Below are 15,379 nucleotides of genomic sequence, written 5' to 3'. Positions count from 1 at the left end.
AAAGGCCTGGATCATGAGCAAGCAACCCTCCCTGAGCTACAAGGACGCCGGTGTAGACATCGACGCCGGTGAAGCATTGGTCGAACGCATCAAGAGCGTCGCCAAGCGCACTGCGCGCCCCGAAGTCATGGGCGGCCTGGGCGGTTTTGGCGCCCTCTGCGAAATCCCGGCCGGCTACAAACAGCCGGTTCTGGTCTCCGGCACCGACGGCGTAGGCACCAAGCTGCGTCTGGCGCTGAACCTGAACAAGCACGACAGCATCGGCATCGACCTGGTTGCCATGTGCGTCAACGACCTGGTGGTGTGCGGCGCCGAGCCGTTGTTCTTCCTTGACTACTACGCCACCGGCAAGCTTAACGTCGAGACCGCAACCCAGGTTGTGACGGGCATCGGCGCTGGCTGCGAACTGTCGGGTTGCTCCCTGGTGGGCGGCGAAACCGCTGAAATGCCAGGCATGTACGAAGGCGAAGACTACGACCTGGCCGGCTTCTGCGTTGGCGTTGTAGAAAAATCCGAAATCATCGACGGCTCCAAAGTCGCTGCCGGTGACGCCCTGCTCGCGCTGCCATCCTCCGGCCCGCACTCCAACGGTTACTCGCTGATCCGCAAGATCATCGAAGTGTCCGGCGCCGACATCGAAACCATCCAGCTCGACGGCAAGCCGCTGACCGACCTGTTGATGGCCCCGACGCGCATCTACGTCAAGCCACTGCTCAAGCTGATCAAGGACACTGGCGCAGTCAAAGCCATGGCCCACATCACGGGTGGCGGCCTGCTGGACAACATCCCGCGCGTGCTGCCAAAAGGCGCCCAGGCGATTGTTGACGTAGCAAGCTGGACACGCCCTGCCGTGTTCGACTGGCTGCAAGAGCAAGGCAACGTCAACGAAACCGAAATGCACCGCGTGCTGAACTGCGGCGTGGGCATGGTCATCTGCGTGGCTCAAGAGCACGTGGACACCGCGCTGAACGTACTGCGTGAAGCAGGCGAGCAGCCTTGGGTCATCGGCCAGATCGCGACTGCTCAGGAAGGCGCAGCTCAGGTTGAACTGAAAAACCTCAAGGCTCATTAATGTCTGCGACCTGTGATGTCGTGGTGCTGCTTTCCGGCACCGGCAGTAACTTGCAGGCCCTGATCGACAGCACGCGTACCGGCGACAGCCCGGTGCGCATCGCTGCGGTGATTTCCAACCGCAGCGACGCCTACGGCCTGCAACGCGCCAGGGACGCGGGCATCGACACCCGCTCGCTGGATCACACGGCTTTCGAGGGCCGCGAGGCCTTCGACAGCGCCTTGATCGAACTCATCGACGCCTTCAACCCGAAGCTTGTAGTACTTGCCGGTTTCATGCGCATCCTCAGCGCTGATTTCGTGCGGCACTACGAAGGGCGCCTGCTCAATATCCACCCTTCCCTGCTGCCCAAATACAAAGGTTTGCACACGCACCAGCGCGCGCTCGACGCTGGCGACAGCGAGCATGGCTGCAGCGTGCACTTTGTGACCGAGGAACTCGACGGCGGGCCTCTGGTCGTACAGGCAGTGGTTCCGGTAGAGTCTGCAGATTCGGCGCAGACACTTGCGCAACGGGTTCACGCCCAGGAACACAAGATTTACCCACTGGCTGTTCGCTGGTTCGCCGAGGGCCGGTTGATTCTCTGCGAACAGGGTGCATTATTGGACGGTCAGTTACTCGCGGCCAGCGGCCACTTGATTCGAACCTAGGAGATTTTATGCGTCGCGCCTTGCTCTTCGCTTTTGCGCTGTTTGCCTTGCCAGCCGTGCAAGCAGCAGACCTTCACCCTTTCTCCGCCAGCTACACCGCCGACTGGAAACAGTTGCCCATGAGTGGTTCGGCCGAACGCAGCCTGACCAAGAACAGTGATGGCACCTGGACCTTGAATTTCAAGGCTTCCATGATGATCGCCAGCCTCACCGAAACCAGCGTGATTCTGTTTGACAAGGACACCCTGCAACCGAAGAGCTACTCCTTCGAACGCGGCGGTCTGGGCAAGGCGAAGAAGATCAACCTGGATTTCGATCAGGCAACCAAAAAAATCACGGGCTTTGAAAACAAAGACCCGGTGAATGTCACCCTTGAAAGCGGCATGCTCGACAAGTCGACATACCAGCTTGCCTTGCAACGCGACGTTGCCGCCGGCAAAAAAAGCATGAGCTACCGCGTGGCTGAAGGGACCGACGTCGACACCTACGACTTCCGCGTGATCGGCCCGGAAAAGGTCCAGACCAAAGCCGGCACCATTGATGCGATCAAGGTTGAGCGTGTGCGCGACCCGTCGCAAAGCAAGCGCATCACCCAGATGTGGTTTGCCAAAGACTGGGGCGGCATTCTGGTTGCCCTGCGTCAGGTGGAAACCGACGGCAAGGAATACAACATCATGCTGCTGGACGGCACCGTTGACGGTAAGTCTGTCAAAGGTAGCTGATGAGCTGATGAGTCAAAAAAGAGCCTCGCTGAATGCGGGGCTTTTTTTCGCCCGCTCGTTTTGTTTAGGAGGTTCCACCGCTATCGCAGGCAAGCCAGCTCCCACATTTGGAATGCAGTTCAAACGGTGGGAGCTGGCTTGCCTGCGATGAAGCAGAAGCCTTACGTCAAAATGAAACTTTTGTCATAAAACTCAGCACCCTGCGACCAAAAGCCACGGTTTACGCGGCCTGCAGCACTGTTGCGTTTTTTGCAAAGAATAGTTGTGCGAAAAGTCGGTTTACTTAGCAAGCTAACAAAACATATAACAGAGGCCTGCGACGACTTGCCGCAGATCAACCAGAGATTGGAGCAAGCAGATGACTGTAAAAGTAACTGAACGCGACGATGCACACATGTCCCACGAAGCACTGGGCCATGGGATTCACATCTGGGATGTCCATCAACAAGACCAGCTGGTCGGCATGTTCCATGACGAGAACGAAGCCCACAATTACAAAAACGAGCTCGAAACTCTCGAAATGAAGCGCCAGGCACAAAGCTCCTGAAACTCTGAAATCGCGCGGGCATCCAGCCCCACACAGCAGCTGGATTTCCCGCAAACAAAAACCCCGCCTCTTGAGCGGGGTTTTTGTTATAGGGCTTGCGACTTTGGGGGCGCTTCACACCCCAACGCGGGCAAGCCCGCTCGCTACAAGGCGTTTCTACAGCCTTACCACATCAGATCGTCAGGGATCTGGTACGCGGCGTACGGATCATCCTCATCCGGCACCTGGCTTTCGGTGAGGATGTTCAACTGGATGATGCGCTCCGGCGCGCGCTCCTGAATTTTCAGCGCTGCTTCACGCGGGATCACTTCGTAACCGCCACCGTGGTGCACGATCGCCAGGGAACCGTTGCTCAGCTTGTTGCGCATCAACGTGTTGACCGACAGGCGCTTGACCTTCTTGTCATCCACGAAGTTGTAGTAGTCCTCAGTGGTGAGCTTGGGCAGGCGCGAGGTTTCGATCAGTTGCTTGACCTGAGCGGTGCGGGCCTTGGCCTCGGCTTTTTCCTGTTGCTGACGGTTCAGCTCCTGATCGCGCTTGATCTTCTCGGCCTTGGCTTCCTGGGCCTGGCGCGCCTGGGTGTCATCGGCTTCGACCTGACCCTTGTGGACCAGGCGCTGCTGTTTCTGCTTCTCTTTGCCGACCTGCTTGGCCTGCTTCTGGTTGACCAGCCCTGCTTTGAGCAACTGGTCGCGAAGGGAAATGCTCATGGTGCTTACTCACTTAGGCAGCCGCTCAACCGCAGCTGGACATGTTCTTTTCCTGACGCTTGGCTTCACCCCACAGGGTGTCCAACGTTTCGAGGGTGCAATCTTCTATGGGTTGGTGCGTGTCGCGCAATGCCTGTTCGATAAATCGGAAACGTCGTTCGAACTTGGCATTCGCGCCACGCAACGCAGCTTCCGGGTCGACCTTGAGGTGACGGGCCAGGTTGACCGCTGCAAACAGCAGGTCACCGACTTCATCGGCGATGGCCGCCGCGTCGTTATCGGCCATGGCTTCGAGTACTTCATCCAGCTCTTCGCGCACGTTGTCGACCACCGGCAAGGCGGATGGCCAGTCGAAGCCGACCTGGCTGGCGCGCTTTTGCAACTTGGCGGCCCGCGACAGGGACGGCAAGGCAGTGGGCACATCATCGAGCAGGGACAGTTGCTCGGGGGCGTCGGACTTCTGCGCGCGCTCCTCGGCCTTGATCTGTTCCCAGCGTTCCTTGACCTGCTCTTCGCTGAGCTGCGGGACATCCAACGGCGCGTACAAATCGCCGGTCGGGAACACATGGGGATGGCGACGGATCAGCTTGCGCGTGATGCTGTCGATCACCCCGGCGAACTCAAACCGCCCTTCTTCGCGCGCCAGTTGGCTGTAATACACCACTTGGAACAACAGGTCGCCGAGTTCACCTTGCAGGTGGTCAAAGTCTCCACGCTCGATGGCGTCGGCGACTTCGTAGGCTTCTTCGAGGGTATGCGGCACGATGGTCGCGTAGGTTTGCTTGATGTCCCACGGGCAACCGTATTGCGGGTCGCGCAGGCGGCTCATCAGGTGCAGCAGGTCTTCAAGTGAATACATCAGCCAATCTCTGCGTATGTTTCCAGAACACTCAAAATCAAATGTGAAAGCTGGCTTGTGTGGGAGCTGGCTTGCCTGCGATGCAGGCAACTCGGTCTGTCTGTGGGACCGAGGCGATGCTATCGCAGGCAAGCCAGCTCCCACATAAGCCCGGTTCCCACATTTTGGAATGGGTCATGGCGTGCGATTACGCCGCGTCTCAATGATGTTCGGCAACTGGGAAATCCGCCCCAGCAACCGACCCAGCGCGTCCAGGCCCGGGATCTCGATGGTCAGGGACATCAACGCGGTGTTGTCCTCTTTATTCGAGCGGGTGTTGACCGCCAGCACGTTAATCCGCTCGTTGAGCAGCACTTGCGACACGTCGCGCAGCAAACCGGAACGGTCGTAGGCACGAATGATGATGTCCACCGGATAGGTGAGCACCGGCACCGGGCCCCAGCTGACTTGGATGATTCGCTCAGGCTCGCGCCCGCCGAGCTGCAGCACCGAAGCGCAATCCTGGCGGTGAATGCTCACACCACGGCCCTGAGTGATGTAGCCGACGATGGCATCGCCCGGCAACGGCTGGCAGCAGCCCGCAATTTGCGTCATCAGGTTGCCCACGCCCTGAATCTGGATATCCCCGCGTTTGCCCGGCTTGTAACCGGTGGCTTTGCGCGGGATCAGTTCCAGCTGTTCGCTGCCGCGCTCCGGCTCGACCAGTTGCTGCGCCAGGTTGACCAGTTGCGCCAGGCGCAAATCGCCGGCACCGAGGGCGGCGAACATGTCTTCGGCGATCTTCATGTTGGCCTTTTCGGCCAGCTTGTCGAAGTCCACCTGCGGCAAGCCCAGGCGTGCCAGTTCGCGCTCGAGCAAGGTTTTACCGGCCGCGACGTTCTGGTCGCGCGCCTGCAATTTGAACCAATGGACGATCTTTGCCCGCGCCCGCGAGGTGGTGATGTAGCCCAGGTTCGGGTTCAGCCAGTCGCGGCTCGGCGTGCCGTGCTTGCTGGTGATGATCTCGACCTGTTCACCGGTTTGCAGGCTGTAGTTGAGCGGCACGATGCGCCCGTTGATCTTGGCGCCCCGGCAGTTATGGCCGATTTCGGTATGCACGCGGTAGGCAAAGTCCAGCGGCGTGGAGCCTTTGGGCAGGTCGATGGCGTGGCCGTCGGGGGTGAAGATATAGACCCGGTCCGGCTCGATATCCACCCGCAGCTGTTCGGCGAGGCCGCCGATATCGCCCAGCTCTTCGTGCCATTCAAGCACTTGGCGCAGCCAGGAAATCTTCTCTTCGTACTGGTTGGACCCGGCCTTGACGTCGGTGCCCTTGTAACGCCAGTGCGCACACACCCCAAGCTCCGCCTCTTCGTGCATGGCGTGGGTGCGAATCTGCACTTCCAGCACCTTGCCCTCGGGGCCGATCACGGCAGTGTGCAGCGAGCGATAGCCGTTTTCCTTGGGGTTGGCGATGTAGTCGTCGAATTCCTTGGGAATGTGCCGCCACAACGTGTGGACAATACCCAGTGCGGTGTAGCAGTCGCGCATCTCCGGCACCAGCACACGCACGGCACGCACGTCGTAGATCTGGCTGAAGGCCAGGCCCTTGCGCTGCATTTTGCGCCAGATGGAATAGATGTGCTTGGCGCGGCCGCTGATGTCGGCGTCTACGCCGGTGGCCTGCAACTCGGAACGCAGCTGGCCCATCACGTCACTGATAAAGCGCTCACGGTCGAGCCGCCGCTCGTGCAGCAACGTTGCAATTTGTTTGTATTGGTCAGGCTCGAGGTAGCGGAAGGACAAGTCCTCCAGCTCCCACTTGATATGGCCGATGCCCAGGCGGTGGGCCAGCGGTGCGTAGATGTCAAACACCTCGCGAGCCACGCGGTTGCGCTTCTCGTCGTCGGCGGTTTTTACCGCACGAATCGCACAGGTACGCTCGGCCAGCTTGATCAGCGCGACGCGCACGTCGTCGACCATGGCCACCAGCATCTTGCGCAGGTTCTCGACCTGGCCCTGGGTGCCCAGCACCAGGGATTGACGCGGGCTGAGGCTGGCGCTGATGGCCGCCATGCGCAGCACGCCGTCGATCAGCTTGGCGACCACGGCGCCAAAACGCTGGCCGACCATCGGCAGCTGAATATGCCCTTCGCGCACGCCGCGATAGAGCACGGCGGCGATCAGCGAATCCTGGTCGAGCTTGAGATCGGCGAGGATCTCGGCGATTTCCAAGCCGGTGCGAAAGCTTGAAGTGCCTTCGGCCCAGAGGTTCTTGGCCGCATTGTTTTGCTGCTCAGACTCACGAGCGAACTCGCAAGCTGCTTTCAAGGCTTCACGGTCCAGTGCCGGGTCGACACTGATGGCATGATCCAGCCATGCCTCGAGATTGATACTGCCGTCGGTGTTGATCGGCTGGTGTGCTCTCACCTGTACCATCTTGCTTACCTTCCCTACGACGCATCTTTGATGCGCCAAAAATCATCGCTGACCCGCTGCGTAACCTAAGGCTACGTACAACTCCCTGACAGGTCACAGCCCAGGAGATTACAGGCCAGTCGGATTAAACGGGCATCCTAGCCCGCTTCAAATAACGCCATGGCCTCGACATGCGCCGTTTGCGGAAACATGTCGAGGATCCCGGCACGCTTTAGCCGGTAGCCTTGCTTGACCAACTCAACCGTGTCCCGCGCCAGCGTTGCCGGGTTGCAGGACACATACACCAGGCGCTTGGCGCCCAGTGTGGCGAGCTCTCGCACAACCTCCAGGGCACCGTCACGGGGTGGGTCCAAGAGTACCGCAGAAAAGCCCTGTTTGGCCCATTCGGCGTCGGTCAAAGGCTGAGACAAATCGGCCTGAAAAAACTGCACATTATGCAAATTGTTGCTGACGGCATTCAGTGCGGCGCGCTCGACCATAGCCTGCACGCCTTCTACCGCCACCACTTCACGCACCTGTTTGGCCAGCGGCAGCGCGAAATTGCCCAGCCCGCAAAACAGGTCCAACACCCGCTCTTCGGGCTGGGGCGCCAACCAGGCCAGGGCCTGGGCGACCATTGTTTGGTTGACGCCAGCATTGACCTGCACAAAATCTCCCGGACGATAGGCCAGCTCCAGGTCCCACGGCGTCAACTGATAGCCCAACGCGGCCTCTGCATTCACTGGCGCCGGCTGGCCCTCTCCATGCAGCCACAATTGTGCGTCATGGAACGTGCAAAATTCGTTAAGGATCAGCAGGTCCGCGTCGGACAACGGCGCCATATGTCGCAACAACACGGCAATGGACGAACCGCTGAATAACTCCACGTGCCCCAGCGCCTGAGGTTTGCTCAAGCGACGCAGCATGTTTGGCAAACGCTGCATGATCGGCTGCAAGGCCTGTACCAGCACGGGGCAATCGTCGATGGCGACGATGTCCTGGCTGGCCATGGCGCGAAAACCTACTTCAAGATGTTTCGCCTTCCCATCCCAACGCACCGCCACGCGGGCGCGGCGTCGGTAGCCGAATTCTGGCCCACTTAAAGGTGCAGCCCATTCATGCGGTTCGACACCCGCCACGCGCGACAGTTGCTCGGCCAGCATGCGCTGTTTGAGTGCGAGTTGTTCGCTTTGGGGCAAGTGCTGCACGCTGCAACCGCCGCAGCGGCCAAAGTGCGCACAGGGTGCCGGACGGCGCAGTTCGCTGGCCTTGAACACACGCTCGGTGCGCGCCTCGACCACTTTGCCGTGGGCACCCAATACCCGCGCCTCAACCTCTTCACCGGCCAGCGCACCATTCACAAACCAGGTACGCCCTTCAAAGAACACGATGCCGCGGCCATCGTTGGCCAGGCGCTCGATGGTCAGCCGTTGTTTCTTGCCCACCGGGATCTGCGGGGCCCGGCTGCCGCCCGTCGGTTGGAAGCGCAGGCCTCTCTCGTGCCTGGCCATCAGTTGGGTTCGTCGAAGATGCCGGTCGACAGGTAACGGTCGCCTCGGTCACAGATGATCGCGACGATCACCGCGTTTTCAACTTCCCGGGACAAACGCAGCATGCCGGCCACGGAGCCACCTGAGGACACACCGCAAAAGATGCCCTCTTCACGCGCCAGGCGACGGGTGGTGTCTTCGGCTTCACGCTGGGCCATGTCGATGATGCGGTCCACGCGGGTCGCGTTGTAAATCTTCGGCAAATACTCCTCAGGCCAGCGGCGGATACCCGGAATGGCCGCGCCTTCCATCGGTTGCAGGCCGACGATCTGAACGTTCGGGTTCTGCTCCTTGAGGTAGCGCGAGTTACCCATGATGGTGCCGGTGGTGCCCATGGAGCTGACGAAATGGGTGATGGTACCGCCGGTCTGACGCCAGATTTCCGGGCCCGTGGAGGTGTAGTGCGCTTCAGGGTTATCGCCATTGGCGAACTGGTCCAACACCAGGCCACGGCCTTCGGCGGCCATGCGCTCGGCGAGGTCGCGCGCGCCTTCCATGCCTTCTTCCTGGGTCACCAGGATCAATTGGGCGCCATAGGCGGTCATCGCCGCCTTGCGCTCGGCACTGCCGTTGTCGGGCATGATCAGCACCATCTTGTAACCCTTGATCGCAGCGGCCATGGCCAGTGCGATACCGGTGTTACCCGAGGTGGCTTCGATGAGGGTGTCGCCTGGCTTGATCTGCCCACGCAGCTCGGCACGGGTGATCATCGACAGCGCCGGGCGGTCCTTTACGGAGCCGGCCGGGTTGTTCCCTTCGAGCTTGAGCAACAGGGTATTGCTGGTTTCACCCGCCATGCGTTGCAAGCGGACCAGGGGCGTGTTGCCGACGCAATCGGCGATTGTAGGGTACTGCAAGGTCATGGCGTATTCGCAATCCAGACTGCGGGGGCAGACATCATACCGGGAAAGACTGGCGGGCCATATCACGCAAAGTGCGGTGCTTATGGCTTAAAAGCATAAGCAAAGAATCAGTCGATCACGAAAGCCGTCCACTCTTCCTGAGTGAGTTGAGCGATCAGCGTGGTTTCATCCACCTTGCGCAACGACTGAATCGTGTCGACATAACTCATGTAGGCGCCTTCGCTCATCTCCCCCTGCTCCACTGCTTCCAGGGCGCGCTCCAGATCTCGATCGTAGTGCCCCAGAAATGACTCGAAGCGCGATACGTACTTACGCTCCAAGAATTCCACCCAAATCTCCTCATTCTTCACTCGGTCAGGCCAGTTGAGGCCAAGTTCTTCCCGCAGAATATGGGTGCGCAGTTCATCGACCGATTCGGCACGCGGCACGGCGTTGGGCGAATCAAATCGCCCAGCGGGGGCAAGCGGCAAGTTTAGCCCGGAGGCCAGGGCGATTCGATAAACCAAACTACGCGCACTGAATTCTCGCGAAGACTGTTGGGGAAATGCACGTATCAACTGGTCATCGATAGCGGCCAGCCGCCGTAGGGCACGGTAGTAATTCAACAAGTCAGGACCCGCTGTTTCAACGTCGCTCCTCATTCTTTGCACTGGCCACATCGCCAGCTCAATGTCGTTGAGGCACAACAGCCAGCCATCATTGCCACCGCTCATGGTGTGCATGGGCGCTTGAAAAAGTATCTGTTGCAGCCGACTATCGTGATTGGCACCGTCAATCAGCCGCCAGATACGCTGCGTAACGTCCTGGCGCAGGGTTTGATGCTCCAGGGCAATCAATGGAGGGTAAGCAGACAGATTCCAGAGCAAATCGAAAAACCGGTCGGCCATCTGCTCGCCCGCCAACAGCGACCATTCTGCTCTGCGCAGCGGCACCTCATTCAGAGGAATCGGCACCAGCCATCGCTCCACCGAAGGAAGCGGAAACTCACCTTCACGCCACAGCCCAAAATCCACGTGTTGATAACCCGGCTGCCTGCGGTAATGCCCGAGCAGGTCCAGGGTTGCCTGGGAAAGCTGATTGCCGTGCAGGTTCATCGCCCGGTGAGCGCGCACGCCCAGGTCAAGATCAGATTCGGTCAGGACCCTTAACGGGTTGTCACGCAGATCGAAAGTGCGCAGATTCTCCAGCGCTTCGACGCCCAGCGGCAGCACATGAAGGCTGGCATTGCGCAGCATCAGCGACGTGAGCGCTCGGAACGCGCGCACATTCAGCCTCGCGCCCCGCCCGATCGGGTTGTGGGAAAGGTCGAGCTTGGTCAACGTGGAGAGCGCCTCCAGGCGCTGCACATCGCGCCGGTTGGGCTGGATCTGGTTGTGTGACAGTTTCAGGTGGTGCAGGTGCATCAACCGCTCCAGCCCTTGGGGCACGTGCTGCAGTTGATTGCCATCAAGGTGCAGCGTGCGCAACGCGGTAAAGCACCTGAGGAACCTGGCCGGCAACGCCTGGAGTCGATTGTTCCTGACACTCAACTGCATCACATGGCCAAAGTGCGCACCCAGCGCGGGCAGGTCTTCAAGCGCCAAATCATCGAGGCAGAGTTCAAACGGCACGCCGCGGCTGGAGTCCTCTTTGCGCCAGCAACGGCGGATTCGTTCGGCAGCCTCATTGCGGGTTGCCACCCATGCGACATCTCCTTGCCGACACCAGCGTTCCAGCGTGACATTCAGGCTATCCCGCTCACGAAACAGAAAGTCGATGGCCTCATCGCGCTCACTGACGGAATCGCTCAAGTTCTCCAGCAAATCCAACGCCTGCCGGTCGGTTTTGGCCGGAAACAACTCGCGCAAGCGCGAAACCTGTGCACGGTCCACCGGCCTCAGCCCCTCACCACCGCTCAACGGGTAACCGATTCGACCGTCGGCCAGACGCCGGGGCGGGTTGTACCAGGGGCGACGGCCAACGTCGAGCTGCGTGCCCGCAAACTCCCAATGGCGCGTCAGACGGTTGCCTATCTCGGCCGTCAGCTCAGCAGCGGTGTAGGCCAGTGCCTGGCGCTCCTGGGGCGCGAGTGAATCCAGCAAAACAGCCAGGAATTCTCCACGGTGGCCTGTCGGCGCGCGCTCACCGTTCAGTTGAGGAATATAGGCCTGGTATTGCCCGGCGACCGGCTCAAGTATCCGGGTAACAGCCCCGTCAAGGGGGCCGAGACTGTCGCGCAAATGCCCTCTTTCCCACAACTCGACCCGCAACTGCTGTGGCCATCCCTCGATACCTGGCAAGGTGTGCAGAATCAGTTTTGCACTGTCCTCATTCATTGCCGCAGACAGATGCACGCCTTCCATTGCTCTGGTCTTGCGCAAATATTCCAGCCACCAACGTATGCCCGGCGTCATGCTCAAGGGGACGCGTCCCGCCGCCAGGGTGTTGCGTTCATCCGCAGTCGTGTGATGCACCAGATCTTGCGCCACCATCCTCGTCAGGGCGGTGAACTGGCGTTGCAACACCTGCACCAAGGGGTCAAGGGACTGGTCATCTTGATGGAGCAGCGCCTTGAAAAAATGCCGCTCCATTTGGGGTGCGTCGACCGCAACCCTGGTCTCCAGCACCTCGACCTGATCAGCTCGAGCGACACCGGCACGCCCAACCAGGCTATCGGCGCTGTCTGCGCCGACTTCCCCAAGCAACTCATCAAAGAAATCCGCCCCCCTCAGCACACCCGCCTTGACCCGCTGATGTGTCGCAAAGCGCATGATGGTTTCTACCAAGATCACCGGCGGCGGCTCGTTACGCACATGAACCCGCCGTAACAGGTCTGCTGTCACACCACTGATCTGCTGAATCTGCTCAATGGCATCCGGCGATAATGCACGGACCATTGGCCCCAAACGATAAAACGGCCGCAGGCCTTCCCAAGTCAACGGGTTCTCCCACTCATGGCGCCAGGCGCCGGCGCCGTTGTGGGTCAACACGGGTGGATAGGCGTCCTCCAGGGCTGGGTGTTGAATCCGCCATGGGTCAAGCGGCCCGGCCTGGGCGACCTTGAAATACTCACCCTCAATGAACACGTAGCGATCCGCGCCCCGACTGTAGACACCCAACCCATCGGGTTCAGAGCCCACATCGGTGGGCGCGCTGGCGTACTGATGGATCTCGCGCCGAGCCGGGTAAAACGAGCCATCGAGCGCTCGATGACTCAGCATGGCCCGGGCGACCAAGTGACGTAACTGGGTAACGGCCTGCTGAGTGCTCTCCCCCAGTAGAAGGTGATCTTCCCTGGAGAGCTGACTGACGATCGCCTCATAAAAATCGCTCAAGCCCTCAGCGGTGCGCGCCGTTTGCACGTCAACGGCCGAAAACAGCCCCTGTCGCTGATCAATGACCACAACCGTTCGCCCCTGCGCGGCCTGCGGAACCGGCTGCCCCTCCTGCCCGGTTGCCCGGACGAGCAATGCCTGACCATTCAGCTCGCGCAATACGTCAGGGGCGAATTCAGTGGCCCAACCCTGGGTTTGCCGGTCAAACCGGCGCGCATGAAAAAGCCCATCAATGATGGCTTCGCGACGCGCTACCCTTCGTGCGCCGCGCAGGGCGTTGTACAGGGCTTCGGGTTGCAATTGAGTTTCCAGCAATTGCGTCTGTTGATGAGGCGACAACGGATGTTCACGCAGGACCTCCAGCACGCGCACCTGGCTCACGTGGGGATGCAAAATCCGCAACTGTGTCACCACCTCGGGTTCGGCTTGGTCGTTGCCCAGGCGATCAGGCAACAACCGGCGCACTGCCGAGCGGGCTCCCATGGCCGTCGACCTGCTGGCCTGCGCAAACTCCGTAAGTGCCTCAAACACATCCATCCGCAGGGTCTTGGCAAGGTCCGCCAAATGCTGGGCAAGCCCCTGCTCCGCGCCGGAAAAACGCCCCGGCAATAACGCCACAATAGCCTCGAGCGGTCGGGCAGTGACGCGGCGCGGTGTGGCGTAGGCAAATTGATAGTTTTCCAGTGCGGTGACGGTCACGACTTCTGTTGCCGGATGTTTGGAATCCTTGCTGTACCTGCGCAGCTCCTGGCCTTGCTGGTTTTCAATACACAGGGCGGTATTCACCGGCCAGGCGTCCGCCTGCGTGAGCAGCGGCGCCATGGCGTCAAACGCACCCATCGGCGAGGGCTGGCTGGAATCAGCGCCCCCGGCAACCCAGTCGATCAATCGATCAGTCGTGAAGCGCTGCGCCGCCTCGATCAGCGAGGCTGACGCCGGAGCGCCATCCCAGACTTGGTTCAAGGCGTCTCGTGAGGTCTGGCTGGTGGCAAGTATCGCCTCCAGGTCCTTGGGCGACGCGCCGTCGGCACCCAGCATGCGCCCCATCAGTTCGCAATTTGTCAGGGCCGACCGGCTGGGGAGCGGCCGTTGCGACAGTTGCTGATACAGGCGTTGATGACGACGGCGCACCGAAGTGGCCAGACGGGTGTGCAGACGCCCGCTGATGAGCAGGTCCGCCAAGTCGGAAAAGGTCTGGAGCAACTCGCCATACTCACCTTGCGACACCAGAGGCCCGCTTTTGATCAAGCCCTGCCCCAACGTCGCGAACATGACAAATGCACGCACACGCCCCAGCCCCTTGAGTGCGCCGGGCACCGGAATAAGCAGGAAATTGACGATTTCGCTTATCAGCGTCTTGAAAAACTCAATCATGGTTGGCATGAAACCCGGTGTTTCATTGGCCAACTCCTGCAGGTTGCCGCGACAGCGCTTGATGTAGAAATTGCCCAGGCTGACCATAGGGACGTTCTGCACAACATTGCGCACATAGCCGATCTTGCGCACGTTGTCGGTTTTCGGAAGGGCCTGCACCAATGCATACAGCAATTGGGCCGCCCCATTCAGATCGCTGAGCGGCGGTGTGACGTTGACTATTTCGCTCAAGCGCGCGCAGTCACGGATCGACATAACCTGAAGGAGCCAATCCACTTCGCCACGGCGGTAGAACCCCTGAAACGCCACGTAAAACTCGTCGCACGCCTCGCGATGGCTAAGGTGGTGGCGCAGCGAACCACCGGGGCGGTTGGGGAAAAAACTGAAGGCGCCGTCACACCCACTGACGGAGAACACACTATGGGGGATGCTCAGGCTATCGCCGGGCGGCTTGCCCAGGTATTGCCCGGTCAAGCCCATCGATTGCGGTAACCAACTGATGCCGTCCAGACCATAGGGAACAAACAACAGCATCTCTTCCACTGACTGCCAACGCACCTGCCCCGCCAGTGCGCGCCTCACCTGCTGGTACTTGTGCGCGTCCACGCGGCTGGAGGCGCAATTATTCAGGGCGTCTATCAGGGCAAATTCGAACTCGGCATCTGCCAGGTTCATGACAAGACTGCCGATTGAAGCATTGGCGCGCAACGCCTGATCCAGCTGCGTCCTCAGTTGCCCGCCGATATCAAGCCTGCGTACCAGCGCGATAAACGCGGCCGCGCTGGCATCGATGTGCTTATCCAGATAACTGGCATCCGCCAAGCCTGTGCGCTCGGGGTAACTCCACCCCGTGAGGCCGTCATAGTTCATGCAGGCAGCGTCCCACAGCGTAAGGCTGGCAAACCTGATGACCTTATCTTCGTCAGCTGCGCGCCGGGAACGGCTGGGTGAGTGAAGGTAGCGGGTATGGATTTTCGCGACGGTGGGGTCGATGTCCTGACCCGTCAGGGTTTTCAGCGCCGTGCGCAACGACGCCAACGCCTGTGTTTTGAAGGCTTCGGTGAGCTGGTGAATGCCCTGTTCCAGAGCGCTCTGGGCGTTGATCCAGGCCCGTTGCAGCTGCACATATTCGCGTTTTTGCGCATCATCAAGCGCGTTAAAAAACCCGTCGAACCTGGGCCGCAGCGCATCCAGGGTCTGCAAGACGGACCATTCCGAGCCCGCCATCAGCGGTCCCTGTTGTTGCGCCCTGTCGTCGGACAGCGAGTCCGTTGATGCAAGGCGGGCGATAGGCTCGACCATTTTTTCGATTCCTGAAAAA

At 60.2% G+C, this 15,379-nt stretch carries 10 protein-coding genes; 4 read left to right on the top strand and 6 right to left on the bottom strand.

Going from position 1 to position 15,379, the window contains the following annotated elements:
* The first annotated feature begins 13 nt into the window (after positions 1–13).
* The 4 genes from purM (at position 14) to ACP7A2_RS08610 (ending at position 2,991) form a co-directional block, all read left to right on the top strand.
* Positions 14–1,072, top strand: a complete 1,059-nt coding sequence (gene purM / locus ACP7A2_RS08625) for a phosphoribosylformylglycinamidine cyclo-ligase (RefSeq protein WP_426133879.1) — start codon at positions 14–16, stop codon at positions 1,070–1,072.
* Entirely contained in the window at positions 1,072–1,722 is a 651-nt protein-coding gene (gene purN, locus ACP7A2_RS08620) for a phosphoribosylglycinamide formyltransferase (protein WP_426133878.1), read from the top strand. The genes purM and purN overlap by 1 nt, the downstream gene beginning before the upstream one ends.
* A gap of 8 nt (positions 1,723–1,730) precedes the next feature.
* Positions 1,731–2,444 carry a DUF3108 domain-containing protein gene (locus ACP7A2_RS08615; protein WP_426133877.1) on the top strand — a complete coding sequence of 238 codons (714 nt, stop codon included), beginning with the start codon at positions 1,731–1,733 and terminating at the stop codon, positions 2,442–2,444.
* A 358-nt stretch (positions 2,445–2,802) separates the two neighbouring features.
* Positions 2,803–2,991 (top strand): hypothetical protein, encoded by a 189-nt coding sequence (locus ACP7A2_RS08610; protein ID WP_426133876.1) that lies wholly within the window; start codon positions 2,803–2,805, stop codon positions 2,989–2,991.
* 164 nt (positions 2,992–3,155) lie between these two features.
* Here the strand turns inward: ACP7A2_RS08610 and ACP7A2_RS08605 are convergent, their stop codons facing one another.
* From ACP7A2_RS08605 to ACP7A2_RS08580, 6 genes are all read right to left on the bottom strand, one after another.
* Positions 3,156–3,701, bottom strand: a complete 546-nt coding sequence (locus ACP7A2_RS08605) for a DUF2058 domain-containing protein (RefSeq protein WP_348059499.1) — start codon at positions 3,699–3,701, stop codon at positions 3,156–3,158.
* Between the two features lie 25 nt (positions 3,702–3,726).
* A complete protein-coding gene (gene mazG / locus ACP7A2_RS08600) occupies positions 3,727–4,560 on the bottom strand; it encodes a nucleoside triphosphate pyrophosphohydrolase (protein WP_426133875.1) in 834 nt (277 codons plus the stop codon).
* 174 nt (positions 4,561–4,734) lie between these two features.
* Positions 4,735–6,978, bottom strand: a complete 2,244-nt coding sequence (relA, locus tag ACP7A2_RS08595) for a GTP diphosphokinase (protein ID WP_348059503.1) — start codon at positions 6,976–6,978, stop codon at positions 4,735–4,737.
* Between the two features lie 137 nt (positions 6,979–7,115).
* The gene (gene rlmD / locus ACP7A2_RS08590; protein WP_426133874.1) at positions 7,116–8,468 is read right to left on the bottom strand and encodes a 23S rRNA (uracil(1939)-C(5))-methyltransferase RlmD; all 1,353 of its coding nucleotides are present in this window, start codon (positions 8,466–8,468) and stop codon (positions 7,116–7,118) included.
* Positions 8,468–9,370 carry a cysteine synthase CysM gene (cysM, locus tag ACP7A2_RS08585; RefSeq protein WP_348059507.1) on the bottom strand — a complete coding sequence of 301 codons (903 nt, stop codon included), beginning with the start codon at positions 9,368–9,370 and terminating at the stop codon, positions 8,468–8,470. Before cysM ends, rlmD begins: the two co-directional genes overlap by 1 nt.
* A 107-nt stretch (positions 9,371–9,477) precedes the next feature.
* Positions 9,478–15,360 carry an NEL-type E3 ubiquitin ligase domain-containing protein gene (locus ACP7A2_RS08580; RefSeq protein WP_426133873.1) on the bottom strand — a complete coding sequence of 1,961 codons (5,883 nt, stop codon included), beginning with the start codon at positions 15,358–15,360 and terminating at the stop codon, positions 9,478–9,480.
* Positions 15,361–15,379: the final 19 nt, after the last annotated feature.

Origin of the sequence: Pseudomonas sp. PWP3-1b2 (genome assembly GCF_049896045.1) — a bacterium.
Classification (GTDB): domain Bacteria; phylum Pseudomonadota; class Gammaproteobacteria; order Pseudomonadales; family Pseudomonadaceae; genus Aquipseudomonas; species Aquipseudomonas antarctica_B.
The sequence above is the reverse complement of the archived record's forward strand: the minus strand, read 5'-3'. Positions and strand labels throughout refer to the sequence as shown.